29 protein-coding genes and 2 pseudogenes are annotated in these 20,386 nt (G+C 63.2%); 19 read left to right on the top strand and 12 right to left on the bottom strand.

From position 1 onward, the window contains the following. Positions 1-406: 406 nt before the first annotated feature. Together JQK88_RS23000 and JQK88_RS22995 are read right to left on the bottom strand one after the other, a co-directional pair. Positions 407-515 (bottom strand): annotated as a pseudogene (locus tag JQK88_RS23000) (DUF2852 domain-containing protein); the annotation flags it as partial. A gap of 206 nt (positions 516-721) precedes the next feature. Then, entirely contained in the window at positions 722-2,506 is a 1,785-nt protein-coding gene (locus tag JQK88_RS22995; protein WP_192248719.1) for a tetratricopeptide repeat protein, read from the bottom strand. Positions 2,507-3,069: 563 nt separating this feature from the next. Here JQK88_RS22995 and minC point away from each other — a divergent pair. The 9 genes from minC to JQK88_RS22950 all read left to right on the top strand — a co-directional run bounded on the left by minC (position 3,070) and on the right by JQK88_RS22950 (position 9,807). Then, complete coding sequence (gene minC / locus JQK88_RS22990) at positions 3,070-3,897, top strand: septum site-determining protein MinC (RefSeq protein ID WP_192248722.1); 828 nt, start codon at positions 3,070-3,072, stop codon at positions 3,895-3,897. Between the two features lie 61 nt (positions 3,898-3,958). Then, a complete protein-coding gene (gene minD / locus JQK88_RS22985) occupies positions 3,959-4,774 on the top strand; it encodes a septum site-determining protein MinD (protein ID WP_029869303.1) in 816 nt (271 codons plus the stop codon). Continuing rightward, positions 4,771-5,043, top strand: coding sequence for a cell division topological specificity factor MinE (minE, locus tag JQK88_RS22980; RefSeq protein ID WP_112560940.1), 273 nt, complete (start codon positions 4,771-4,773; stop codon positions 5,041-5,043). The genes minD and minE overlap by 4 nt, the downstream gene beginning before the upstream one ends. Positions 5,044-5,339: 296 nt before the next feature. Next, positions 5,340-5,795, top strand: a complete 456-nt coding sequence (locus JQK88_RS22975; RefSeq protein WP_203279527.1) for an ArsR/SmtB family transcription factor — start codon at positions 5,340-5,342, stop codon at positions 5,793-5,795. Continuing rightward, a complete protein-coding gene (locus JQK88_RS22970) occupies positions 5,792-6,328 on the top strand; it encodes an SRPBCC family protein (protein ID WP_203279526.1) in 537 nt (178 codons plus the stop codon). Before JQK88_RS22975 ends, JQK88_RS22970 begins: the two co-directional genes overlap by 4 nt. A 167-nt stretch (positions 6,329-6,495) precedes the next feature. Then, positions 6,496-7,074, top strand: a complete 579-nt coding sequence (locus tag JQK88_RS22965) for a dihydrofolate reductase family protein (protein ID WP_203279525.1) — start codon at positions 6,496-6,498, stop codon at positions 7,072-7,074. Positions 7,075-7,440: 366 nt separating this feature from the next. Further along, the gene (locus JQK88_RS22960; RefSeq protein ID WP_203279524.1) at positions 7,441-8,322 is read left to right on the top strand and encodes an EamA family transporter; all 882 of its coding nucleotides are present in this window, start codon (positions 7,441-7,443) and stop codon (positions 8,320-8,322) included. Between the two features lie 24 nt (positions 8,323-8,346). Further along, positions 8,347-8,493: a hypothetical protein gene (locus JQK88_RS22955; protein WP_203279523.1), complete on the top strand. Its 147-nt coding sequence runs from the start codon at positions 8,347-8,349 to the stop codon at positions 8,491-8,493. Between the two features lie 123 nt (positions 8,494-8,616). Next, positions 8,617-9,807 (top strand): hypothetical protein, encoded by a 1,191-nt coding sequence (locus JQK88_RS22950; protein WP_312037318.1) that lies wholly within the window; start codon positions 8,617-8,619, stop codon positions 9,805-9,807. 94 nt (positions 9,808-9,901) lie between these two features. Here the strand turns inward: JQK88_RS22950 and JQK88_RS22945 are convergent, their stop codons facing one another. The 3 genes and pseudogenes from JQK88_RS22945 to JQK88_RS22935 all read right to left on the bottom strand — a co-directional run. After that, positions 9,902-9,994, bottom strand: a complete 93-nt coding sequence (locus tag JQK88_RS22945; protein ID WP_203279521.1) for a putative RiPP precursor — start codon at positions 9,992-9,994, stop codon at positions 9,902-9,904. Between the two features lie 54 nt (positions 9,995-10,048). Continuing rightward, the gene (locus JQK88_RS22940) at positions 10,049-10,147 is read right to left on the bottom strand and encodes a putative RiPP precursor (protein WP_203279520.1); all 99 of its coding nucleotides are present in this window, start codon (positions 10,145-10,147) and stop codon (positions 10,049-10,051) included. Between the two features lie 99 nt (positions 10,148-10,246). After that, positions 10,247-10,330 (bottom strand): annotated as a pseudogene (locus JQK88_RS22935) (DUF924 family protein); the annotation flags it as partial. A gap of 298 nt (positions 10,331-10,628) precedes the next feature. On the opposite strand from JQK88_RS22935, the gene JQK88_RS22930 reads away from it, so the two are divergent. Beyond that, the gene (locus JQK88_RS22930; RefSeq protein ID WP_312037317.1) at positions 10,629-11,069 is read left to right on the top strand and encodes a hypothetical protein; all 441 of its coding nucleotides are present in this window, start codon (positions 10,629-10,631) and stop codon (positions 11,067-11,069) included. Positions 11,070-11,241: 172 nt separating this feature from the next. On the opposite strand, the gene JQK88_RS22925 is transcribed toward JQK88_RS22930, so the two are convergent. Continuing rightward, entirely contained in the window at positions 11,242-11,889 is a 648-nt protein-coding gene (locus JQK88_RS22925; RefSeq protein WP_192248745.1) for a response regulator, read from the bottom strand. Beyond that, positions 11,886-13,190 carry a sensor histidine kinase gene (locus tag JQK88_RS22920; RefSeq protein ID WP_376740444.1) on the bottom strand — a complete coding sequence of 435 codons (1,305 nt, stop codon included), beginning with the start codon at positions 13,188-13,190 and terminating at the stop codon, positions 11,886-11,888. Before JQK88_RS22920 ends, JQK88_RS22925 begins: the two co-directional genes overlap by 4 nt. 280 nt (positions 13,191-13,470) lie before the next feature. Between JQK88_RS22920 and JQK88_RS36990 the strand changes: the two genes are divergently transcribed. Continuing rightward, entirely contained in the window at positions 13,471-13,593 is a 123-nt protein-coding gene (locus JQK88_RS36990) for a hypothetical protein (protein WP_281434889.1), read from the top strand. Further along, positions 13,542-13,664 carry an excalibur calcium-binding domain-containing protein gene (locus tag JQK88_RS36370; protein WP_246749989.1) on the top strand — a complete coding sequence of 41 codons (123 nt, stop codon included), beginning with the start codon at positions 13,542-13,544 and terminating at the stop codon, positions 13,662-13,664. The genes JQK88_RS36990 and JQK88_RS36370 overlap by 52 nt, the downstream gene beginning before the upstream one ends. 3 nt (positions 13,665-13,667) lie before the next feature. Here the strand turns inward: JQK88_RS36370 and dinB are convergent, their stop codons facing one another. Then, positions 13,668-14,909, bottom strand: a complete 1,242-nt coding sequence (gene dinB / locus JQK88_RS22910) for a DNA polymerase IV (protein WP_203279517.1) — start codon at positions 14,907-14,909, stop codon at positions 13,668-13,670. Positions 14,910-15,022: 113 nt separating this feature from the next. Between dinB and JQK88_RS22905 the strand changes: the two genes are divergently transcribed. The 4 genes from JQK88_RS22905 (at position 15,023) to JQK88_RS22890 (ending at position 17,683) form a co-directional block, all read left to right on the top strand. Next, positions 15,023-15,376, top strand: coding sequence for a hypothetical protein (locus JQK88_RS22905; RefSeq protein WP_312037316.1), 354 nt, complete (start codon positions 15,023-15,025; stop codon positions 15,374-15,376). 445 nt (positions 15,377-15,821) lie between these two features. Continuing rightward, positions 15,822-16,589 carry a hypothetical protein gene (locus tag JQK88_RS22900; protein WP_192248753.1) on the top strand — a complete coding sequence of 256 codons (768 nt, stop codon included), beginning with the start codon at positions 15,822-15,824 and terminating at the stop codon, positions 16,587-16,589. A 188-nt stretch (positions 16,590-16,777) separates the two neighbouring features. Beyond that, positions 16,778-17,185, top strand: a complete 408-nt coding sequence (locus tag JQK88_RS22895; RefSeq protein ID WP_203279516.1) for a heme-copper oxidase family protein — start codon at positions 16,778-16,780, stop codon at positions 17,183-17,185. Positions 17,186-17,461: 276 nt separating this feature from the next. Next, complete coding sequence (locus JQK88_RS22890) at positions 17,462-17,683, top strand: hypothetical protein (RefSeq protein WP_192248759.1); 222 nt, start codon at positions 17,462-17,464, stop codon at positions 17,681-17,683. A 133-nt stretch (positions 17,684-17,816) separates the two neighbouring features. Here JQK88_RS22890 and JQK88_RS22885 read toward each other — a convergent pair whose 3' ends face one another. The 3 genes from JQK88_RS22885 to JQK88_RS22875 form a co-directional block, all read right to left on the bottom strand. Beyond that, entirely contained in the window at positions 17,817-17,966 is a 150-nt protein-coding gene (locus JQK88_RS22885) for a hypothetical protein (protein WP_142870100.1), read from the bottom strand. Between the two features lie 103 nt (positions 17,967-18,069). After that, the gene (locus tag JQK88_RS22880) at positions 18,070-18,354 is read right to left on the bottom strand and encodes a PRC-barrel domain containing protein (protein WP_142870101.1); all 285 of its coding nucleotides are present in this window, start codon (positions 18,352-18,354) and stop codon (positions 18,070-18,072) included. Between the two features lie 96 nt (positions 18,355-18,450). Further along, the gene (locus JQK88_RS22875; protein WP_203279515.1) at positions 18,451-18,723 is read right to left on the bottom strand and encodes a hypothetical protein; all 273 of its coding nucleotides are present in this window, start codon (positions 18,721-18,723) and stop codon (positions 18,451-18,453) included. Positions 18,724-18,905: 182 nt separating this feature from the next. Between JQK88_RS22875 and JQK88_RS22870 the strand changes: the two genes are divergently transcribed. Continuing rightward, positions 18,906-19,205 (top strand): hypothetical protein, encoded by a 300-nt coding sequence (locus JQK88_RS22870; RefSeq protein ID WP_192248762.1) that lies wholly within the window; start codon positions 18,906-18,908, stop codon positions 19,203-19,205. A gap of 68 nt (positions 19,206-19,273) precedes the next feature. Here JQK88_RS22870 and JQK88_RS22865 read toward each other — a convergent pair whose 3' ends face one another. Further along, positions 19,274-19,501, bottom strand: a complete 228-nt coding sequence (locus JQK88_RS22865; protein WP_246749987.1) for a DUF982 domain-containing protein — start codon at positions 19,499-19,501, stop codon at positions 19,274-19,276. Positions 19,502-19,729: 228 nt separating this feature from the next. On the opposite strand from JQK88_RS22865, the gene JQK88_RS22860 reads away from it, so the two are divergent. Continuing rightward, a complete protein-coding gene (locus JQK88_RS22860) occupies positions 19,730-20,059 on the top strand; it encodes a DUF1236 domain-containing protein (protein WP_203279514.1) in 330 nt (109 codons plus the stop codon). A 91-nt stretch (positions 20,060-20,150) separates the two neighbouring features. Further along, positions 20,151-20,354 carry a hypothetical protein gene (locus JQK88_RS22855; RefSeq protein ID WP_112566786.1) on the top strand — a complete coding sequence of 68 codons (204 nt, stop codon included), beginning with the start codon at positions 20,151-20,153 and terminating at the stop codon, positions 20,352-20,354. The last annotated feature ends 32 nt before the right edge of the window (positions 20,355-20,386 follow it).

Raw genomic sequence — 20,386 nt, 5'->3', positions numbered from 1 at the left:
ACGTCTGCGACAGACGCTGGCACACCCCGAAACACAAATCCCCATAGCTCACCGCGCACGGACCGCGGGTTCCTGCATGAGAGGCTTTCGTACGCCTGACGGCACCCGAAACCCTTCAGCATGTCGGCCGTAGAGGTCAGCTTCGCAGCTTCCCTGAAAGCAGACCTTGCCGGCCATCAGGCTGGAGGTCGTGGTTGCGCCACTTGCCGACCTTCGCACGGCTACGTGCGAACGTCTTATACAATGCCTGATGCGGACGGTCGCAGCTGCGCTGGTCTTCTATTTCGAACGACAACGAAGCGGGAGCGGATGAGCTCCGTATCGCAACTCGTGGCGGGCGCCCGCGATCGGTTAGGCGGTTGTCAAGCGCACCGTCACCTTCGCCCGCTCGCACGCGTTTGACGAACCGGTCGCCCCAGAGGATGTAGGCCAGCGTGGCCAAGGCCGAGCGGCCAGAAGAGCACGAAGCCAAGCACCATCAGCGCGACCGTCGCCGGCGTCCAGGCCGGGCCCATCAGTGCACTCGTGTCATTTTCTCACCTACCTTCCGTTGGGCAGCAGGGACGGCTGCTCGGGATCGGGATGGCGACCGAGAAATTCGCTACTCAAGACTGGCCAGGTCAAACCAAACCACCGCTTGGAGGTGTTCCGACAAATCGGAATTCGGTGAACGGTTGGAGCCCGGGCGGCCGACCGGATCGGTCCGCCCGTATGAGCTCCGTCAGAGCCGTTCGAGCGTCACCGTGCCTGGATCGCCCTTCCAGGCTTTCGAAAATTCGTCCGCGGCCTTGGTTTCGGCCGCAGTATCGCCTTGGGCCTTCGCCGCCTGCTGCAGCCCGAACAGCGCCCAGGCGCTGCTGCGTGCGCGGTCGAGCGCCGCCACGAACTCCTTCGCCGCGTCCGCCGGCTGACCGTTCTTGAGGAGGGCGGCGCCCAGGGACTGCCTCACGGGATAGTACCAGTACGGTGGCTCCATATAGGGGATCGTGTCCTGCGTTTCGGCCGCCTTCTTCCAGAGGGCTATCGAACCGCCGACATCGTTCTCGGCCTGCGCAGCGCGGGCGCGTACGACATCTTCGGCCACTTGCAGGACAGACAATGCCGGGATTCCCCAGGCATCGTGCACCGACCAGTCGGTCTCCTGGGCGATCTTGTGGATGGCGTCCGCCTCTGCTCGGGCGCCTGACGTGTCCTTCTTCTCGGCCAGGGCGACGCCGCGCGCATAGTGCCACATCGACGTGACGTAAGGCGGCGCGCCGGCCGGCTCGGGCTTGGCCAGGATCGTATCGGGCTCGGCATATTGCGCCCAGGCAAAATAGGGAGCTGCTTTCACCGGCTGTACGATCGGAATGGCCGTGGCTACATCGTTGGTCAGAAACTTGTCCAGCTTGTCGGCCTCTGCAAGCACCGTCTTCGAGTCACCGAGGAGCTGGGCCGAAACCAATACGAAGTGCACGTTGTGGGAATAGTAGCCGAGCGGATAGACACCGACAGCGCCGGTTTCGGCGATATATGTCTCGTCCACTTTCGAGGCAGCTTCGTTGGACTTCAGCGAGTCCGTGTAGCGGCCGACGCGGTAGTAGATATGGCTCGGCATATGGACGATGTGTCCGGCCCCCGGCATAAGCGCTGCCAGCCGATCCGCGTAGGGCTCGGCGCGCTCCGGACGATCCGATGCCTCGACAAGATGAATGTAGAGGTGAATTGCCATCGGATGGTCAGGCTTCTTGGCGAGAACGCCTTCCAGCCGCTTCTGGACGTCGGCGGTGCGGCCCTTGGGTTCCTTGCCGCCCGGCTTCCAATAGTCCCAGGGCTGCGTGTCCATCCCCGCCTCTGCCGCCAGCACAGCGAGCTCGAGATCGTCAGGATATTTGTCGGAAAGCGCCGCAGTTGCATCGGCGAATGCGGCATTCAGGGCGTTTCGATCGGCGTTGGGATCTTCGGAATACCGCGTAGCGACTGCCTCGATCAGTCGCCGCTCCTTCTCGGTGGCACCGGATGAAAGCGCTTGCGCCTTTCGAAGAGCAGCGATCGCCGGTGCATTTGCGGCAGGATCCATCGGCACGTTGATGTTGGGCCCAAGGATCAGCGCCTCGCCGAGGAAGCACATCGCGCAGTCGGGATCGAGGCTTTGTGCCTTGCGGAAGGCGCGTCGCGCCTCCGCGTGATTGAAGTTGGTGGCGAGCCGCAGCCCCTGGTCAAAGTATTTTTGAGCATCTGCGCTCTTTGTGCTGATTGGATAGTTCAAGGAACCCAGGTCGTCCCACAGGGGCGGCTGGGCCTCTTCGTAGGCCTTCATGTCTTCCGGGGACAATGATTGGCCGGCGGCGGCCAGGACGACACAGTGTCCGACGCCGAGTTCTCCCGGCAACGGCACTCTTGTCGCCGCCGCAAGCCGCGACTGCAACGGACTGTCGGCGACGTAAGCAACGGCAGCGCCGGTGCCGAGACCCATCAGGACAAGTGCGGTCCATCCCGCGCTTGGCAGGCAAGCACGCAGTTTCATCTGAACCTCCCTGGCGTTCGATACGATCGCCAACCCCGATCAGCCCTGTCTCTGCCAATTCTCGATCGGGGTGGTGCGGGCGTTGATGATCCGTCTCTTTCCGCCGTTTGGCAACATATTTCCTGTTGCTAATGTATCTGCGAATCAGACGTTATCTGTCTAACCCGCCGCGCTCGAAGGCGTTAGTCTGGCAGGCCAGAGTTGCGCGAGCCACCGATCCGATCCGCCAAAGGCCTTTAGCCGTTGCACAATCCTGCGATTGAGCGGACCGCAAGGTCGGGAGCGTGGCGCAAAGCGACCGTCTGTCGGCGAACAAGCGAGCGTCGTACTTGGGTCAGATCACGTCCACGCCTGCGGCTACCGGGAGTGTCCGCTACTCAAAATCCGAACCTCGAAGCTGCCAGTCCGCATACGGCCCGTATCAAGACGTACAATGTGTCGCCGGTTGGCGTCCGAACTGGCGTCTAGCCAACCTTCCGATTTCACGCGGGCTCCCTCTCGCATTAACCTTTCATTAACCATACCACGGCTAGCGTTTACCTATCAGTAAGGAATCGCCCGCCGTGACCTTTGCCGCTCCCCTCGAGGCCAAATCCATTCGCTTTCGCGCCCGCTCCTTCGTCGCTTTCACGCTGACGCCGGAGGCGCCTTTGGATGTTTGGCTGGAGAGCCTGGATCGCTGGATCGGCAACTCGCCCGGCTATTTCGCCGGCCGCCCGGTGGTGCTCGATCTGAACGTGCTGAAGCCCGATGTCGTCGCCATCGAAGCGCTGATCGACGTGCTCGGCCAGCGCGGCATCCGCGTCTATGCCATGGAACTCGACGGCGGCGGCGAGCTTGGCGCGCATCTGCCGCCGGTGCTGGTCGGCGCCAAGGAGGCGACCACCGACGGGCTGCTGCAACCGAGCCGCAAGGCGGGCAGGGCGGAGGAGACGGCTAGCGATGTGAAGCCGGCAAGTGATGCAAAGGCGGATCTGAAGGCAGGCGATTTGAAGGCTTCGGGTGATTTGAAGCCGCGGGGCGATGCCAAGCCGCTGCCACAGGACGCCAAGGCGCCGGACGCCGGGACATTGATGATCCGCTCGCCGATCCGTTCGGGGCAGCTGATCTTCCATCCGCATGGCGATGTCATTGTGCTGGGCTCGGTCGCGTCCGGCTCCGAAATCGTCGCCACCGGCTCGATCCATGTCTATGGCACGCTGCGCGGCCGCGCTTCGGCCGGCGCGCAGGGCAATACGGCCGCCCGCGTCTTCTGCCGCAGGAACGAGGCCGAGCTTCTGTCGGTGGATGGCTGGTATTGCACGGCCGAGGAGATGGACCCGTCAGTCCGGGGCAAGCCTGTGCAGGCATTCCTCGACAACGGCATGCTGCGCATCGCCCCTTTCAGCTAATGCGGCGGGCGCGGCTCGCGCCCGGTCAGCGACATAACGAACAACAACGGAGGCTTTATTGATGGGCAAGGTAGTGGTGGTCACCTCGGGCAAGGGGGGCGTCGGCAAGACGACCTCGACCGCGGCTCTGGGGGCGGCGGTCGCCAAGACCGGCAAGAAGGTGGCGCTGGTCGATTTCGATGTCGGCCTGCGCAACCTCGATTTGATCATGGGGGCCGAACGGCGCGTGGTGTTCGACCTCGTCAACGTCATCCAGGGCTCGGCAAAGCTGTCGCAGGCGCTGATCCGCGACAAGCGGGTCGAGACGCTGTTCCTGCTGCCGGCCTCGCAGACGCGCGACAAGGATGCGCTGACCGAGGAGGGCGTGGCCGAGGTCATCGGCAAGCTGCGCTCGGTCTTCGACTATGTCTTCTGCGACAGCCCGGCCGGCATTGAGCGTGGCGCGCAGCTCGCCATGCGCTTTGCCGACGAGGCGGTCATCGTCACCAATCCTGAGGTGAGTTCGGTGCGCGATTCCGATCGCATCATCGGCCTGCTCGACGCCCGCACCTTGCGCGCCGAGCAGGGCGAGCAGATCGCCAAGCACGTGCTGGTCACGCGCTACGATGCCGCCCGCGCGGCTCGCGGCGAAATGCTGTCGATCGACGATGTGCTGGAGATTCTCTCGACGCCACTGCTCGGCATCATTCCCGAGAGCCAGGATGTCCTGCGAGCCTCCAACCTCGGCTCGCCGGTGACATTGTCGGAGCCGCTCAATGCCGCCGCCAAGGCTTACATCGATGCCGCAAAGCGGCTCGAGGGCGAACAACTGCCGGTCATTGTGCCCTTCGAACGCAAGGGCTTCCTCGATCGTCTTTTGGGAAGGAGGGCGGCATGAACCTGCTCGACATCTTCAAGCGGCGCACCAGCGCGCCGGTGGCGCGCGAACGGCTGCAAGTGCTGCTCGCCTATGAGCGCCGCAACCGCAGCCAGCCCGACCTCGTCTCCATCCTGCGCGAGGAGATCATGGCGGTCATCGCCAAGCATGTGCAGATCGACCAGGACTATCTGCAGGTCTCGATGGACCGCGGCGAGACCATGTCGACGCTGGAGATCGACATCCAGATCCCGAACAAGAGCCCGGTGCCGCTGGCAATGGCGGGGTGAGGGGCTTTACCCTCCCCCTTGTGGGGGTCCGAAGGACGGGCGAGACCCGTGGCTCGCCCCGGTAAGTCGATCCGCAAAGCGGATCGGGGTGGGGGTCTTTGCAGACCTCGGCCGTCTTGTTCCTGGCATCCGCGTTGCGCGGGCGAGGAACGTCCTCCACGGTCTGCGCCAAGCACCCCCACCCGGACCTGCGGTCCGACCTCCCCACAAGGGGGAGGTAGGGCGGCGGCGCTTATCCAAAAAAACATTCAACCAAACGGTTGACTATCCAAAGGCCTGCGTCTATATTCAACTACATGGTTGAATTAGAGACGCCCCAGATGGATCAGGTTTTTCACGCCCTTAGCGACGCCACGCGCCGCAACATGCTCAACAGCCTCGCCGGCGGCGAGCGTACGGTGAGCCAGCTGGCCGAACCCTTTGCCATGTCGCTGGCCGCCGCCTCCAAGCACATCAAGGCGCTGGAGCATGCCGGGCTGATCCGTCGCGAAGTGCGCGGCCGCACCCATGTCTGCCGCCTCGAGGCCCGGCCGCTGGCCACCGCCTATCAGTGGCTCGCCCAGTACTCGCGTTTCTGGAACAGCCGCCTCGATGTCCTCGAACAGCTTTTGCGCGAGGAGCGCAAAACGCCGGCAGCGCGGACGACGCCGGCACCGGCAAAGCCAGAATCATCCAAGCCTGAATCACCCAAGCCAGAATCATCCAGGCCAACATCATCCAGGCCAACATCATCCGAGGGAGAAGACCAATGAACCAGATGAACAGCTTCGATGGCTACGCCGAGTTGATCCAGCCCGCCACCTTGAGGATCGAACGGCTTTTGCCCGGAACCAGGGAGCGCGTCTGGGAATATCTGACGCAGAGCGACCTGCGCCGCCAGTGGTTGGCGGCCGGCGACATGGATATGGAGGAAGGCTCTTCCTTCGAGTTGGTCTGGCGCAACGACGAATTGACCGACCCGCCCGGCCAGAGGCCGGCCAGCTTCGCTGGCGGCGAGCAGCGGATGCACAACCAGATCGTCGAATGCGATCCGCCGCGCAAGCTCACCATCACCTGGAACGGCAGCGGCAATGTCACGTTCGAATTGGCGCAGCGCGGCGACGACGTCCTGCTCACTTTGGTCCACCGCCGCCTGCCCAGCCGCTCGAGCCTGCTGATGCATGCCGCCGGCTGGCACATGCATCTCGACATCCTGGCCGCCCGCGTGACGGGCGAAAAGCCGGAACCGTTCTGGGACGGCTGGAGCCGCCTCATGACGGAATACGACCAGCGTCTGCCGGCCTGACCTGACGCATCGTCCGGTCCAACCGGGCGGGGCACCATCGATCCCTTGCGCCGGATGCCGGCGCAAGGGCCGGCGAAACACGCGCCTCCGCCAGCCATAGAGGCGCACACGCAAACAGATGAAACCAAGCAACGTGCTTGCATCCCGCAAGCCTGAAGGAGGAAGTCATGCGCAAATTGATCACCGGAATGAAGATCTCCGTCGACGGCAAGATGGAAGGACCCGAAGGCTTCGCCGACTGGGTCGACAACTGGTCGGAGGAATACGGGTTGATGCCTGAGATCGACGCCTGCCTGCTCGGCGGCGTCATGTATGCCGGCTATGAGCGCTACTGGAGCGCGATCCAGCAGAACGAGCCGGATCAGCCGCTGCCGATGACCGGCAAACTGGTCGACCCGGCCGAACTCGAATGGGCGCGCTTTGCCGCGAAAACCCCGCATTATGTGTTGTCCAACACCATGACTTCGGCAGCCTGGCCGTCGACGCGCTTCCTGCGCAGCCTCGACGACATCGCCGCGCTGAAGCGCGAGCCCGGCAAGGACATCTACCTCATGGGCGGCGCCCGCATCACCGCCAGCCTCATCGAGGCCGGGCTGGTCGATGAGATGCGGCTGATCGTCTATCCGCTGCTCGCCGGCGACGGCAAGGCGCTGTTTGGCACGGTGCACGCCCGGCACAAGCTGGAGCTGCGCAAGGTCGAGGCGCTTTCGGATGGACGGGTGAGCCTGGTGTATGGGGTGGCGTAACCTCGCCAGCCTTGGGTTCCTCGCCCCCGCAAAGCGGGGGAGAGGTGGCCGCGAAGCGGACGGAGAGGGGGCCGCGACGTTGGTGATTTCTCTCTCGTTGAAGGCCGCGCCATTCCCCCTCTCCGTCGCGGCTGCGCCGCGCCACCTCTCCCCCACTCGCGTGGGGGCGAGGAACATCCTGCAAACGTCTTCGCTAGAACCCCCACCCGGACCTTCGGTCCGACCTCCCCACAAGGGGGAGGTGCGAGCGTCCACCCCTTGCCCCATCAACGACTCACCCGTGCCCCACGACAGCCAGGTCCGTAGCCCCTAATCCCGTGCCTGCGCTGTGGCCCGCTGGTCGCGCCGTTGCGGAGGAGACTGAAATTGACGTCGACGCCAATCGCCGCCGCCGAAGCGAGAGCCTTGCCGATTGGCGCACTGCTCGGAGCCATGGTGTCGATCCAGATCGGCGCCACCTTCGCCAAGAGCCTGTTTCCGCTGATCGGCGCCAATGGCACCACGGCGCTCCGGCTGGTCGTGGGCGCGCTGATGCTGGCGGCGGTGCTGAGACCCTGGCGGGTGTGGCCGTCGCGCGCCGTATTGCCCTGGCTCATCGCCTATGGCGTGAACCTCGCGGCGCTGAACCTTTTGTTTTATGCGGCACTTGCCAGAATCCCGCTCGGCATTGCCGTGGCGCTTGAATTCTCCGGTCCGCTTTTGGTGGCGACGCTGTCGTCGCGGCGTGCCACTGATTTCGTGTGGGTAGCCCTGGCCGTCGCCGGCATCGTCCTGTTGTCGCCCTTCATTCATTCGAGCAGCGCGCTCGACCCGATCGGCGTGATGCTGGCGCTTGCCGCCGGCGGCTGCTGGGCGCTCTACATCGTCTTTGCGCAAAAGGCGGGCGCCGAGCTCGGCAGCCAGACAACCGCTTACGGGCTGGTCATCGCCGCCGCCATCGCCCTGCCGTTCGGCATCGCCGAGGCGGGTTCCGGCCTGCTCGCACCCGCGATCCTGGTCAGCGCGCTGCTGGTCGGGCTTTTCTCCAGCGCCTTGCCGTTCTGGCTGGAGATGGTGGCGCTGACCCGCATGCCGGCCAGGCTCTACGGCACGCTGACCTGCCTGGAGCCGGCGCTCGGCGCGCTGGCCGGCTTCCTGTTCCTGCATGAAATCCTGAGCCCTCTGCAATGCGCGGGCATCGCAGCCGTGGTCGTTGCCGCCTTCGGCGCCGCGCTGACGAACAAGCCACCGGTGCCGTCGCCGGAATAGTTGCCCACGGCGCGGAAGGCGCAAGTGAACAGATGGGACGTCGCGCTGATGCCGGCCGGTATCGTCATCGTCGAGGCCAACACCAGCCCGGGGCTCGACATCCACCAATGCCATGGCAGCCTGAAACAGACCGCCGAGCAGCGCGGTTTCTGGGCCGAAATGGGGATGTGAGGCCGATGCCATGGTCAGTCGGCCCCGTGTCGGTTGCTCAAGGGCCCGCAGCATCGATATATGGCTTGTCACAGGAGATCCAAATGAACACAGCGAGGGCCGACAGCATTGCTTGAGCCGTCCGTGATCAAGGCACTACTCCTGGTCGGGCTCGCCGCTGTCCTTGCAGCTCTCGCCTGCCGGCAGGCGCGGTCGCGTCGCAAGGCCCGGCTGCGTGAAGATCCGGCCAACGACTACGCCGTGCGCCAGGACTGGTCGGGCAACCACGGCAAGCTCAATTATTCGTCCTTTGTCTATTTCGATGCCGATCGCGACGGTCGCTACGGGCTCGGCGACCGGCCGATGGCCGGCATAATGGTCAGACTGCATGATGGCGACGGCCGCTTCGTCGCCGCGGCGCGGAGCAATCGCGGCGGCTTTGCCAATTTCCTGGCGTCGACGAAACGTCGGGCCGCGCCCATCCATGTGCCGGGAAGCTACCGCTTCACCGTTTCGGTGCCGCCCGGCTGGCGCGTAAGCAGCGCCAACGAGGTCCAGTCGCAGCATCTCCGGCTGCTGCCGGGCTCGCCCACCGGACTGGTCTCGGAAGCAATGCTGCAGCCGGTCGGCCTGTTTCCGACACGCCGGCTCAGCGGCCGCGTGGCGGACGGCGTTTCAGCGAGCATCTCGGTGATGGCGAAAGGGCAAGAGGTGGCGGTGCATCCGCTCAATGATGGCGCCGCCTTCCGCCTCGATCTGCCCGATGACGCTGACGCGATCGACATTGCCGGCCGCGGCATCGCGCGCAGGCTCACCTTGTCTGCCTATCCGACCGAACTCGGCCTGCTGTTGCCCGAAAATGCCGCTTCGGAAAACGCTGTCATGGATGGCGCAGCGCCTTTGCAGACCATCGGTTTCGACGATGTCACCACGCGCGGCCTGCGCAAGGTGCCGTCGGGTTATGCCGGGTTGACCTGGTTCAACCTGAACGCACTTGCGCGCGATCATACCGAAGGCAGCGAAGGCTACGTCAACGGCAACATCTCGGGAGACCATGTCTGCTACACGAGCAGCGGACATCCCGCGGAATTCTCAAGCGAAAAACCGTTCGGGTTCCATTCCGTGATGCTGACCGCTGCATGGTTGAAGTCCGAAGGCGAAACCGCACTGGTGGAGAGCTGGCTTGGTGACCGGCTGATCGCCAGCGACACGATCATCCTGTCGGCGCTGGCGCCCGTGCACTACGTGCCGATGCTGGCGGCGGTCACGCGCGTGCGCCTTTCCACGAGCCATTATTGGCAGCTCGTGCTCGACGATCTGGTGGTTGCGCGCTGAATGGTCCCGTCACCTGCGGGAAAAGATCATGCTCTGGAAAGGATCAGCCGCCCGACTCTGTCGGGACGACTTTGATCAATCGGGGTGAAAAGGTTTAGCCCGGGATAGGGGCGGAAGCACCATTCGCGGTGATTTGTGACAGCTTGCCCTTCTTGACCAGCACCGGCTTGGAATAGGTCTTCTTCATGCGGCATCTCCAATGTCAGGCTCTAGGCTCAGGTGATAGAAAGACGGAACGATTTCACTCGACCGGGCCGGAACCGGCGCCATTGGTGACGGCCGTAACCCGCGAGAGCTTTCCTTTTTTGACCAGCACCGGCTTCGAATAGCTTTTCTTCACAGTGAATCCTCCAGGATCACGCGATAATGCCTGACAGATCGACACTGTCAACCTTTGCGGTACCGTCATCCCGTCTCGACTTTTCTTGTCGCCGATGCGCTAACCCGCAAATCCACCTTCGTCTAGAAACCATTGTTCTTGGCTTTGCATGGCGCGGCCGAGGATTGGGTTGCGGTGCGGAAAGCATCAACAGCATCGTGCCGAAAGTCGCGTTGATGGATGCGGGCCTGGCCTGGCCGGTCGGCCTGCTCAAACCGGATGCAGCTAGAGGTTGCAAAATATAGGACTTAAGTCTGACAATTTTACAAAAAAAGTCTGTATTTGCCGAGACAAGGGTCGTAAGCCGCTTTCGCAAGGGCGTCGATTTGTGGATGCTGTTTTGGTAACAACGCCATTCCGGTTGTGGACAGATCGGATTGGTCTTCGCTGACCGTCAGGGGAAGAACAGATTACGCGATTGCGCCAACTCTGCTGGCTTTCCTTGCGGGCGTCCACAACGCTCGCCCTGATCCTTGTGCCCTACCACCTCAGCTTTGACGGCGCCGCCAAGATTGCCGCCAGCAATGCCTTCGCCAAGGATGGCGGCAATGGGGGCGGCGGCGGCAATGGCGGCGGCGGCAATGGCGGCGGCAATGGGGGTGGCGGCGGCAACAGTGGCGGCAACGGCAACAGCGGTGGAAACGGTAACAGCAACAGCGGCGGTAACGGCAAGGGCAATTCCGGCGCCGGCAAGGCCAGCCATGTGAATTCTGCAACCGGCGACCAGGTCGAGGTCGACGCCACCGGCATCACGGTCACCCATCCCAACGGCATGAAGGAACGGATCCAAAATGGTCGGTTCACGATGAAGGATGCGCTCGACCGCACCATTATCGAGCGGGCGGCGACCCCCGCCGACGTGGCACGTTTGAAAAGTTTGTGAGGCTAGAGCAATTCCAGGAAAGTGTGAGCGCTTTCCCTAGGGAATTGCGTAAAAACAAAGAGATAGAGCGGTTCGCCGTTTCCGTGAAACGGTGAAGCGCTCTAGCCGCTTTCGCGCGGATGTGTTTTGCCTCAGTGCCTGGCGCGGATGGGCGTCGTCCGTGCGCCGCGCGTCAACTCGCGCGCTCCCGCGCCTCGCGCATCAGCAGCGCCGCCTCGGTGCGGTTGCGGACATTGAGCTTGGCCAGAACCCGCGTCATGTGATGCTTGACTGTCTTCTCCTGCAGCGAAAGCCGTGCGGCGACTTCCTTGTTGCTCAAGCCTTCCGCCACCAGGCGCAGAATATCGGTCTCGCGGCCGGTGAGCTGCTGGAGGGGTTCGGCCTTGCGATTCGCCGGCTGCAACAGGTCCGACAGAAGCCGGGCCGACAGTGTCGGCGAGACATAACTTTCGCCAGCCGCGACATTGCTGAGGATTTCGGCCAGCGCCTTCGAACCGACGCCTTTCAGCACATAGCCGCGCGCGCCGGCATTGAGCGCCTGGGCAACGTCGGCATTGGCTTCCGACACGGTCAGCATGACGATTTTCTGGCCGGGGTGCCCGGTCATGATGTTTGCCGCGGCGGCGAGCCCGCCGCCCGGCATGCTGATGTCGAGCAGCACGATGTCGGGCCGCATGGCCGCGACCAGCCTTTCGGCATCCTCGGCGCTGGCGCCTTCGCCGACCACTTCGAAACCGCCGATCTCGCCGAGGCTGCGCGCTACGCCCTCGCGAAACAACGGATGGTCGTCGACAATGGCAATGCGGATGGCTTGGGTCACGATTGCTCCTCAATGGACAATGTTATCACCAGTCGTGTGCCTTGTGGGCCAGATACAGTTTCAAACTGGCCGCCGATGCTCTCGATACGCTCCCTGAGACCGGCAAGCCCAAGGCCCTCGCTTCTTACCGGGTCGAATCCGGGACCGCCGTCGAGGACCTCGACGAACAGCTTGCCGCCTTTCATTGCCGCTTTCACCGCCTGATCCCTGCCTTTCCCGTGGCGATAGGCATTGTTCAAGCCTTCCTGGACAAAACGATAGATGCTGATCTTCTCGGAAGGGCCGGGTTCGCGCAAGCGCTTTGGCAGCGTCAGCGAAACCGAGGTTCCGGTCCGCCGCTGGTGTTCGGTGACCGCCAGCCGCAATATGTCGAGCACCGCCGCCGTCTCGATCTGCGGCAGGACGAGACCGTTGCAGATGCCGCGTATCTCGCGGATCGCTTCATCAAGCGTTTTGTGAATGTCGGCGATCTCGGCTTCGCGCAGCGCGGCGGGGGCGCCGGGATCAAGCAAGATCGGGCTGTCCATCCTGAGTGCCGCCAGCGCCACGAGCTGGGCCGGCCCGTCGTGAAGATCGGCGCCGATGCGCCTGAGATAGCGTTCGTTGAGCGCGGTGGCGCGGCGCGAGGCGTGCTGCACGCGCTCGCGCAGAGATGAGTTCTGCGACAGCAGCGCCCGCAATTCGGCGATCTTGGCCTCGAGTGCCTCCCGCTGGGTTTGGATCGTGCGGCTGCCGCGAAAGACGATGCCCGACAGCAGCGCCAATGCCGCCGCGGTGGCGCCGGCCACGACCAGCCAGCTTTGCCACAAAGCGACGGTCAGCGTCGACTCGAAGCCGTCGGCAACCTCGTAGAACTCCGAAACGGCGACGACTTCGCCCGACCAGGGTTCGCGTACCGGATTGTAGATTTCCAGCAGCGGTCCAGCTTCAGTCTTTTTATCGTGTTGGCTCTCGGCATCGTCGTCGAGGTCGTTGTACTCGGCCACGACATTGCCGCTGAAGGCGGCGACCAGGTTGGCGTTGGGCTCGAACACCTTGCCGATCAGCGTCGTATCCTTGGCGTAGAGGATCGTGCCGTCGCGCCGCCACAGCTTGAACGACGCCAGCCGCTTGCCGAGTGCACCCTGGTCGAGCGTCTCGTCGAGCGCCCGCTTGACGGTATCGTCGAGCTCTCGGCTTTTGCGCATGTCGGGCAATAGCGGCGCGATCACGCTGTCGACATAGAGCGCGGTGGTCGCGGCGGAATTGCGCATGACGCCTTGCCGGATTTGCGAGGTCACCCACAGGCCGACCACCAGCATCACCACCAGCAGCCCGATACCGCCCGCGATGAGGAACTGCAGGGCCAGCGACAGTCTGCCCCAACGCTGCAACAACTCTCCCAGGAAAACCCCCCGCAATCGCACGATCCACCCTTCCCGCCCGTGCCCTGTTATAGAGGCCCCGCAGCGTTTGCGACATTGCCTGTGCAACTTTTTGCGCCATTGAAAGTTTTGGCTGCCAAGGATGATGCTCCTGCCGTTCCTGCGTTGGCCAATGCATCGCCGTCACGGCAGGTCGGGCAGGTTGAGATGGCTGGCCATGCTGGCCCCGTTTATCCTGTTGTTCGGCTACATCGTTTCCGGCTTTCCGTCGGCCTGGCCCCTGCGCATATGGGAGAACCAGGCTACTGGCCGACGCACGACGCCGACCATGACGGCATAGCTTGCGAGCCCTGGAATGGGAGAAATGCAAGCGGCGTCAAGGGGCATCGCTATTGGCGCACCGGCCGATAGTTTTCACAGCTCCTTTTCCGCCAGTTCGCGGAAGGCGTCGGGGACCGAGCGCCGGGCTTCCAGCGCCACCGCGCCATAGCCGACCGCCTCTCTGCCAAAGCGCTGGCGGATCTTGTCGATGGCACGGTCGGCGCCAAAGCGCGCCAGGCCCTTTTTGCTGCCGGGCCGCTGCTTCTCGTCATCGAGGCCGAGCGGCAGCTCGAGCTGCAGCTCGGCACTTTCTTCCAACTGCGACACCGAGATCGCCAGCAGCGAGATGGTCTTTTCCCAAGGGTTGGCGGCCAGCACGCCGCGCACCAGTTCCTCGGCGATTTCGGCCAGCATCGCGGTCGCCGAAATCGGCTGATCGAGCGTCACCGAGCGCGTGACCGCGTGCAGATCGGCGAAACGCACCCGCACCGTCACCGTGCGGCCGGGCCGCGATTTTGCCCTGAGCCGGCTGGCGACCCGGTCTGCCAGATGCAGAAGAACAGGTCCGAACACATGGGCCTCGGCCGGCCGCTTGCCGAGCGCCGATTGCGCGCCGGCCGAATGCGCCCGCCGGTGCGTCTCGAGTTTTCGCGGATCTCGGTTCCACGCCAGCGATGCCAGCTTCTCGCCGGCGGCGGGGCCGAGCAGCCGGCGCAACGCGTCGCTGTGGGTCTTGGCCAACTGGCCGATGGTCTCGATGCCGATCTCGGCCAGCCGCGCTTTGGTCGCCGGGCCGACGCCCCACATCAACCCGACCGGCAGGTCGTGCAGGAAGGCGAGCTCCGTTGCCGGATCGACCACCACCAGCCCGTCGGGTTTCGCCACTTGCGAGGCGATCTTGGCCAGGTGCTTGGTGCGCGCCACGCCGATCGAGATCGGCAGGCCGAGTTCGGCCCGTACACGCCGGCGCACCCTGGCGGCGATCTCGGCCGGCGACCCGAACAGATGCGTGCAGCCGGCGACATCGGCAAAGGCCTCGTCGATCGAGATGCGCTCGACCAGCGGCGTGAAATCGTCGAGCACTTTGATCGCGGCGTCGCCCAGCCTCTGGTACTCGCCGAAATTTCCGCCGACAAAGATCAACTGCGGGCAAAGCTCCCGCGCGCGCCGCCCCGGCATCCCGCCGCGGACGCCAAAAACCCTGGCCTCGTAGGATGCGGCCAGCACCACACCACCGCCGACGGCAATCGGCTTGCCCCTGAGCGACGGGTCGAGCAGCTGCTCGACCGAGGCATAGAAGGCATCGAGATCCGCATGCAGGATGGTGGGTTCCATCCCGGCCGTTCCTTTGGGCGTTGCAGCATTAGCCGCGTCTGTTGCTAGGGGTGGTTTTGACGAACAAATAGAGAACAAACAGGGTCCGCTGTCAAGCGAGGCGCTTACCTCCGGTGAATTCGCTGGAGAACCGGCCGTCGATTGAGCCGCCTTCCCGCCGGGCGCAGGGAACATTGTCTCTCGCCACGGCGTTCATGGTCTCGTTGGGACATTGTTTCGTGGAGGCTGGTATGGGCCAGTTCGAGATGATCGACCTCGTCAGCGTCGTTGACGCCTGCACGAGCGATCGCGTTGCCGGGCACTGCGTGTCGATGGCCAAGGCGGTTGAAGAATTGCGAGTGCTGACTGGCGATTTCGTGTCGCCGGACGAGGCGGTGGCCAATGCCCTGTCTGCGGTGGCGCTGAGGCGCGGCTGCACCGTGCTGTTCGATGAACAGCCGGGCGCCGATATCCTGCTGATGCCATAGGGCCCAATGCCGCAAGCGCCTGAAAGGCGATGCCTTCGGGGGCGACAATCGACCATCACCGATGCTCCGAACGCGTGGGTGCCGGCCCTCAATCCATCCGCGTCGAAAGCGGGCTGCAGGTGCTCGCTCATGTCGAATCCGTATTCGACACCTGTTCGGAAAATCACGCGACGACGGTCTTGGTTGCGACCTAAGTATCGCAGCAATTAGGCCTAAGGTCTGATCAGTATAGGGCGTCAGTCGCGCAAAGGGCCGATCTGCTCGGCGATGTTCATATTTATCTTTATATATCAATTATTTACAAGATTTTGTCCAACCTTTTGCCGGTCGATTATCGCGTATCGCAACCACATTTATCTAAAGTTTACTCCGTCGAATTAGCAAATTCTCATATGGCGCTGCTATAGCGAGTCGGCGGAGGTGGGCTATCCCCCGAGGAGGTATTATGACATCCCGAAAAACTCTTTTGGCGGCGCTTGCCGCGTTTGCGCTTCTGGCCTCTCCGGCGCTGGCTGGTGCTGGTGGCAACGGTAACGGTGGTGGCCACGGCCATGGTGGTGGCAACGGCGGCGGTAACGGCAATGGCGGCGGCAACGGCAATAGCGGCAGCGGCAAATCCGGCAACAGCGCTTCGCATGGCAAATCGGCATCGGCTCATGCCGGCAAGAAGGCCTCGACCGACGACCAGGCTGTCGATGACGTCGAAGTCGCCGCGACGCCCAAGGAAAAGAACATCCACGCCAAGCTTGGCCGGCTGAACTCGCTGCAACGCAACATCAACGCCTATATGAACTCCAAGAGCAAGAAGTTCGCCGGCGTTCAGGCTTATGTGACGGCGTCGGCAGTTGCCAAGAACGCCCAAGCCGCGGTTGACGAGGCAAATGCTGCGGTGACGGAAGCCCAGAACGCGGTGGCCGCCCAGCAGGCGCTGTTCGACGAGGCGAATGCCATTACGCCTCCAACGCCCGAGGAGCAGGCGGCCCAGGCCGCAACGATCGCGGACCTGGAGGCCGCGGTCACGGATGCTGAAGCGGCGGCTGCCGCGGCGCAGACGGCTGCCGATACGGCTACCGGCAACATCCCATCGCTCGATGACGCACTCGCCGATATGGCCAACAAGCCGGTCGACCCCGAGGTCACCGACTGGGCCAACGGCGTGCTTGCCGACAAGATCGACCAGATGGCCGCCAAGCTGGCTCCGGCAACGCCGTAAGCGATCGCGAAACGGCCCAATAGAACGACCATGCCGCCGGGGTTCGCCCCGGCGGCTTTTTGACGGGCCGAGGGAACTGCCGGTCCCTGGGGCAAAAGCGTTACTAACCCAAAGTACGGTATGGAAAATCTTCACTCCTAAGTGTAGCCTTCGCAATGCTGGGGTAAACGGCATCGGGGGAGAACGACATGCCTAAGGTTTCAGAGCTCTTTTTCAAAACCGCCATCGTGTTCCTCATATTGGGAATTGCGGCCGGCCTGCAGATGGCCATCTCAGGCGATCACAGCGCCTTCCCGGCGCATGCGCATATCAACCTGCTGGGCTGGGTGACGAGCGCCATCTTCGGCGGTTACTACGCGCTCAATCCGCAAAAGGCGGCGCGCCGCATCGCCATGATTCACTACTGGCTCTATACGGCTGGCGTGGTGATCATGCTGCCGGCGCTCTACGTGATGTTGCAGGGAAACCCGGCGCTTGAACCTGTCGTTGCCGGCGGCTCGCTCATCGTCGCCGCTGCCGTTCTGGTCTTCGCTTTCGTGGTGTTCTCGCCAGAAACGGTGCGCTCGACCGCGGCCGTACCGTCTGCCACTCGCTGACGGGTTCGCATAAGGCGATCGCAATCCGGCCCTCGTCGCCGATAGCGTCGAGGTTGGTTCGGCATGACGGCCGCAGCCGGTGGTTGCGGCGCGTGTCGCCGCCTCGGGCTGCTGGCCCTCCCGTATTATTTCGTGACCATTTTACGCTGGAACCTTCCCCAATACTGCGCGTTGCCGCGACTGTATTCGTGCTGCCTTATAAATAGGCAGCCATGGGTACAGCCAAGCGGGCAAAGGGCAAAACCAGGCATGGGTTGGGGGAGGGAGCACCACACAATGTCGAAAAGAGAAATCGGAACGTCCGCCTCACTGGGCCGACGCGTTGCCGATCTGAAGGCCAGGATGCGAAACGCCAGGATTACCGAATACGAGATGCAGGCCTTCCAGAAGGTCGCTGCCATCATGGGGGGTAGCGAAGGGTCCCTACGCATCGATGCCGACGACCTGATCGCGGCGTCCTTCGTCACCGAGGCGCTGGGCGATTCCGCATCGAACTGAAGGTCCGGTCGGGCAACCGTCGGCACTCAAGCGCCGACGGTTGCCCGGCGCCGGCTCGCAGGTCGCCGTCGGAGCGTGCACGCAGCACACGCTCAGCGTCAGGGTACGCGCTTTGAAGAGGTCGGGAGCGATCTCAATGGCGCTTGAAATACTGGACTTCGCGTTCGTGTTTTTCGGCCGCCTCGCGGCTGTCGAAGGTGCCGAGGTTGCGTCGTCGTCCGGTCTTTTCATCGACCTTGCGCGAATAGAGGCGGTATTTTCCTGATTTGAGTTTTCTGATCATCGGTCTCTCCCTGATCACCAGAGCGCCGCTGAAGCCAAACCGCCAGGGCGCACCTGGCGTGCCGAACGAAGGGCCCGGCGGCAGCCGGACCCTTCGAAAAATATCAGTCGCGATGCTCCGGCATCGCCTTGAGCTGGTCCTTGGTCCAACTGGTGACGGCGTGGACGTCGCCATCCTCGTCGCGCATGAAATCAAGCTGGCTGGTGGTGACCGCCACCGGCTTGGCGCCGATGCCAAGAAAGCCGCCGACGTCGATGACGACCTGACTGCCATGCAGATGATCGACAGAACCGATCTTCTCGTCGTCAGGGCCATAGATGGTCGCGCCTTCGAGTATGTCGGGCGTCAGTTCCGTGCTGGCAAGTCGTGCGTGATTGGTGTGATCCATGACCGGTCTCCTCTGGGTTGGACAATTTCCTAACCAGCGAACAGAGGAAGAGTTCCGGTAAAACGCTACGAAAGTCCGGCGCAGACTGCTTCGAGCCTACACCTCGTCGAAAGGACCACCGCGCCGCGCCGGGTCGCGACCAATGGCGGCTTCCTCGGAATCGTCGGGCAAGGCATCGTCACTGTCCTGATAGGGGTTGTCGTCATCTTCCTCGGGCAGGTCGCCTTCCTTCTCGACACCGGTGGTGTCCGGCAGGCTTTCTTCATCTGCCCCGTCGGGCAGGATCCTTGCGCCACGCAACGCATCCCAGTCCTGCTGGCGCGGCGTCGGGGCTTCCACTTCGTCGCTTGGTTTTCTACGCGGGTCCATAATTTTCTCCCTGGTCAGTGCTTGCATCGAGTAGGTGGAACTCGGCGCCGGCAAGCAGGTTCCCGAAACCGGTCCCAGCTTGTTTGGGAACCGCTTAGGAACCACGTGGGGGAACCACTTGGGGAACCATTGCCGCTGGGCTGCATTTGCCAAAAGAAGACGATTCCAGACGGAGACGGACAATGAAGATCTTTGTTTTCTTGCCGTGCGCGCTGCTGGCACTTGCCGGCCCTGCCGCCGCGCAAGACGACGGCGAGGGGGCTCCTCCCGTGCCTTGCCAGGCGCAGCCCCAGGATGGCGGCCAGCAGCCGCGTCCCGCCGATGCCGGCAATGGCAATTCGACCGCCGATCTTGGTTCTTGCGGCGGCGTGCTGCAGCCGCCGCCCAGCGGTGACCAGGGCATGACGCAGCCGCCGCCGGACGAGGGCAAAACACCGGTGATCAAGCCCGGCGAGGTGCCTGTGCAGCCACCGAAGCAATGATCCCGCTTGAGGTCTCTACAGTGTGGACCGGGGCCGGCCAGTTCCAGCCTTGGCCAGGCGCAGCGCCGTCACCGGATCAATGCCGGTCCAGGCAATGCCGCCGTCTCCGTAAAGGCTGTGAAAGCCCGCAGCGCCTGGTCCTTGGTCACGTGTCCAGCCCTGGCCATTTCGCAGGCCCTCAGCGCCGTTTCGTAAATCTTGCCGCGCCTGGCGTGCGGCCATTCCTGAAGGAAATTCCGCATCTCGGCCAGCATGGTGATGTCGCGTCGGAAGCCGGCGCCGACGGCAATTGCCATCGGATTTTGCAGCGGCATATCGTCCATTTTGAAGGTCTGAGGATCATCCTCCAATGCGAATCATGCCTGTGCGGTTCCAGCAGCAATGGAACCGATCAATTAGTCTCCACTTACGGAACTAGACCGTACCGGAGGCGTTTGTCTCCAGGAGCCCGCCAATTTGATCCGTGTTGTTTTCGCCTCGTGCGGGAGCTCGGCGGAGCTCGCCAACAACGACAGGAGACGAAGATGAAAACCGTCCTTATTCCAGCAGTCGCCGGGCTCGCCATGATCGCAGGTCTCGGTGTTGCCGTGGCCGACGAGGTCATTGTCACCCAGCCGGCGCAGCAGCAGGTGATCATCACTCCCGAACAGCGCACGGTCGTGCACCAATACGTAAAAAAACATCCGCTGGCCTCGGTCAGTCTTCTCGGCGTCGAGTTGAATGTCGGCTCCGCCTTGCCCGACACTGTCGAACTGCAGGAGGTTCCTGACGTTCAGTACAGATACGCTGTTGTCGACAACCATACAGTGTTGGTCGATCCCAGCACGCGCAGGATCGTTGAGGTGGTCGAATAACGCTGACCACAACTGACCGAACCACCAATACGGCCCTGTCGTTCATCCCAATAAGGGGCGGCAGGGCCGAATGATGAAAGGAGCATTGCCCATGTTGCCGCATGTCGAGACTAACGTGGCGGCGTGTTGCGACAAGCTGTTGGCTGAGCGCAGCACCGCGCTGTTGTCGATGAAGGAAGCGATTGCGCTCTTGCGGGAGCGCACCGGCACGGATCGATCGGATGCCGACCTCGCCGGGCTGATCACCAAGAAAGCGGCGCTGCTCGGCGTTGCGGTCGTTTCCGATCCGCATTGAAAGCAGCTCGTCACTCAAGACGCCGGCTCAAA

Origin of the sequence: Mesorhizobium caraganae, assembly GCF_016836705.1 — a bacterium.
GTDB classification, from domain to species: domain Bacteria; phylum Pseudomonadota; class Alphaproteobacteria; order Rhizobiales; family Rhizobiaceae; genus Mesorhizobium; species Mesorhizobium caraganae.
This window is presented reverse-complemented; position numbering and strand designations above follow the sequence as displayed.

What these genes read in the sequence shown, in the direction of transcription:
- JQK88_RS22995 (WP_192248719.1), bottom strand. Translation starts at nt 2,506, where the DNA reads ATGAAACTGCGTGCTTGCCTGCCAAGCGCGGGATGGACCGCACTTGTC.
- minD (WP_029869303.1), top strand. Translation starts at nt 3,959, where the DNA reads ATGGGCAAGGTAGTGGTGGTCACCTCGGGCAAGGGGGGCGTCGGCAAG.
- minE (WP_112560940.1), top strand. Translation starts at nt 4,771, where the DNA reads ATGAACCTGCTCGACATCTTCAAGCGGCGCACCAGCGCGCCGGTGGCG.
- JQK88_RS22975 (WP_203279527.1), top strand. Translation starts at nt 5,340, where the DNA reads ATGGTTGAATTAGAGACGCCCCAGATGGATCAGGTTTTTCACGCCCTT.
- JQK88_RS22970 (WP_203279526.1), top strand. Translation starts at nt 5,792, where the DNA reads ATGAACCAGATGAACAGCTTCGATGGCTACGCCGAGTTGATCCAGCCC.
- JQK88_RS22965 (WP_203279525.1), top strand. Translation starts at nt 6,496, where the DNA reads ATGCGCAAATTGATCACCGGAATGAAGATCTCCGTCGACGGCAAGATG.
- JQK88_RS22945 (WP_203279521.1), bottom strand. Translation starts at nt 9,994, where the DNA reads ATGAAGAAGACCTATTCCAAGCCGGTGCTGGTCAAGAAGGGCAAGCTG.
- JQK88_RS22920 (WP_376740444.1), bottom strand. Translation starts at nt 13,190, where the DNA reads ATGCTGGTGGTCGGCCTGTGGGTGACCTCGCAAATCCGGCAAGGCGTC.
- JQK88_RS36990 (WP_281434889.1), top strand. Translation starts at nt 13,471, where the DNA reads ATGCTGGCCCCGTTTATCCTGTTGTTCGGCTACATCGTTTCCGGCTTT.
- JQK88_RS36370 (WP_246749989.1), top strand. Translation starts at nt 13,542, where the DNA reads ATGGGAGAACCAGGCTACTGGCCGACGCACGACGCCGACCATGACGGC.
- dinB (WP_203279517.1), bottom strand. Translation starts at nt 14,909, where the DNA reads ATGGAACCCACCATCCTGCATGCGGATCTCGATGCCTTCTATGCCTCG.
- JQK88_RS22900 (WP_192248753.1), top strand. Translation starts at nt 15,822, where the DNA reads ATGACATCCCGAAAAACTCTTTTGGCGGCGCTTGCCGCGTTTGCGCTT.
- JQK88_RS22895 (WP_203279516.1), top strand. Translation starts at nt 16,778, where the DNA reads ATGCCTAAGGTTTCAGAGCTCTTTTTCAAAACCGCCATCGTGTTCCTC.
- JQK88_RS22890 (WP_192248759.1), top strand. Translation starts at nt 17,462, where the DNA reads ATGTCGAAAAGAGAAATCGGAACGTCCGCCTCACTGGGCCGACGCGTT.
- JQK88_RS22885 (WP_142870100.1), bottom strand. Translation starts at nt 17,966, where the DNA reads ATGATCAGAAAACTCAAATCAGGAAAATACCGCCTCTATTCGCGCAAG.
- JQK88_RS22880 (WP_142870101.1), bottom strand. Translation starts at nt 18,354, where the DNA reads ATGGATCACACCAATCACGCACGACTTGCCAGCACGGAACTGACGCCC.
- JQK88_RS22875 (WP_203279515.1), bottom strand. Translation starts at nt 18,723, where the DNA reads ATGGACCCGCGTAGAAAACCAAGCGACGAAGTGGAAGCCCCGACGCCG.
- JQK88_RS22870 (WP_192248762.1), top strand. Translation starts at nt 18,906, where the DNA reads ATGAAGATCTTTGTTTTCTTGCCGTGCGCGCTGCTGGCACTTGCCGGC.
- JQK88_RS22865 (WP_246749987.1), bottom strand. Translation starts at nt 19,501, where the DNA reads ATGGCAATTGCCGTCGGCGCCGGCTTCCGACGCGACATCACCATGCTG.
- JQK88_RS22860 (WP_203279514.1), top strand. Translation starts at nt 19,730, where the DNA reads ATGAAAACCGTCCTTATTCCAGCAGTCGCCGGGCTCGCCATGATCGCA.
- JQK88_RS22855 (WP_112566786.1), top strand. Translation starts at nt 20,151, where the DNA reads ATGTTGCCGCATGTCGAGACTAACGTGGCGGCGTGTTGCGACAAGCTG.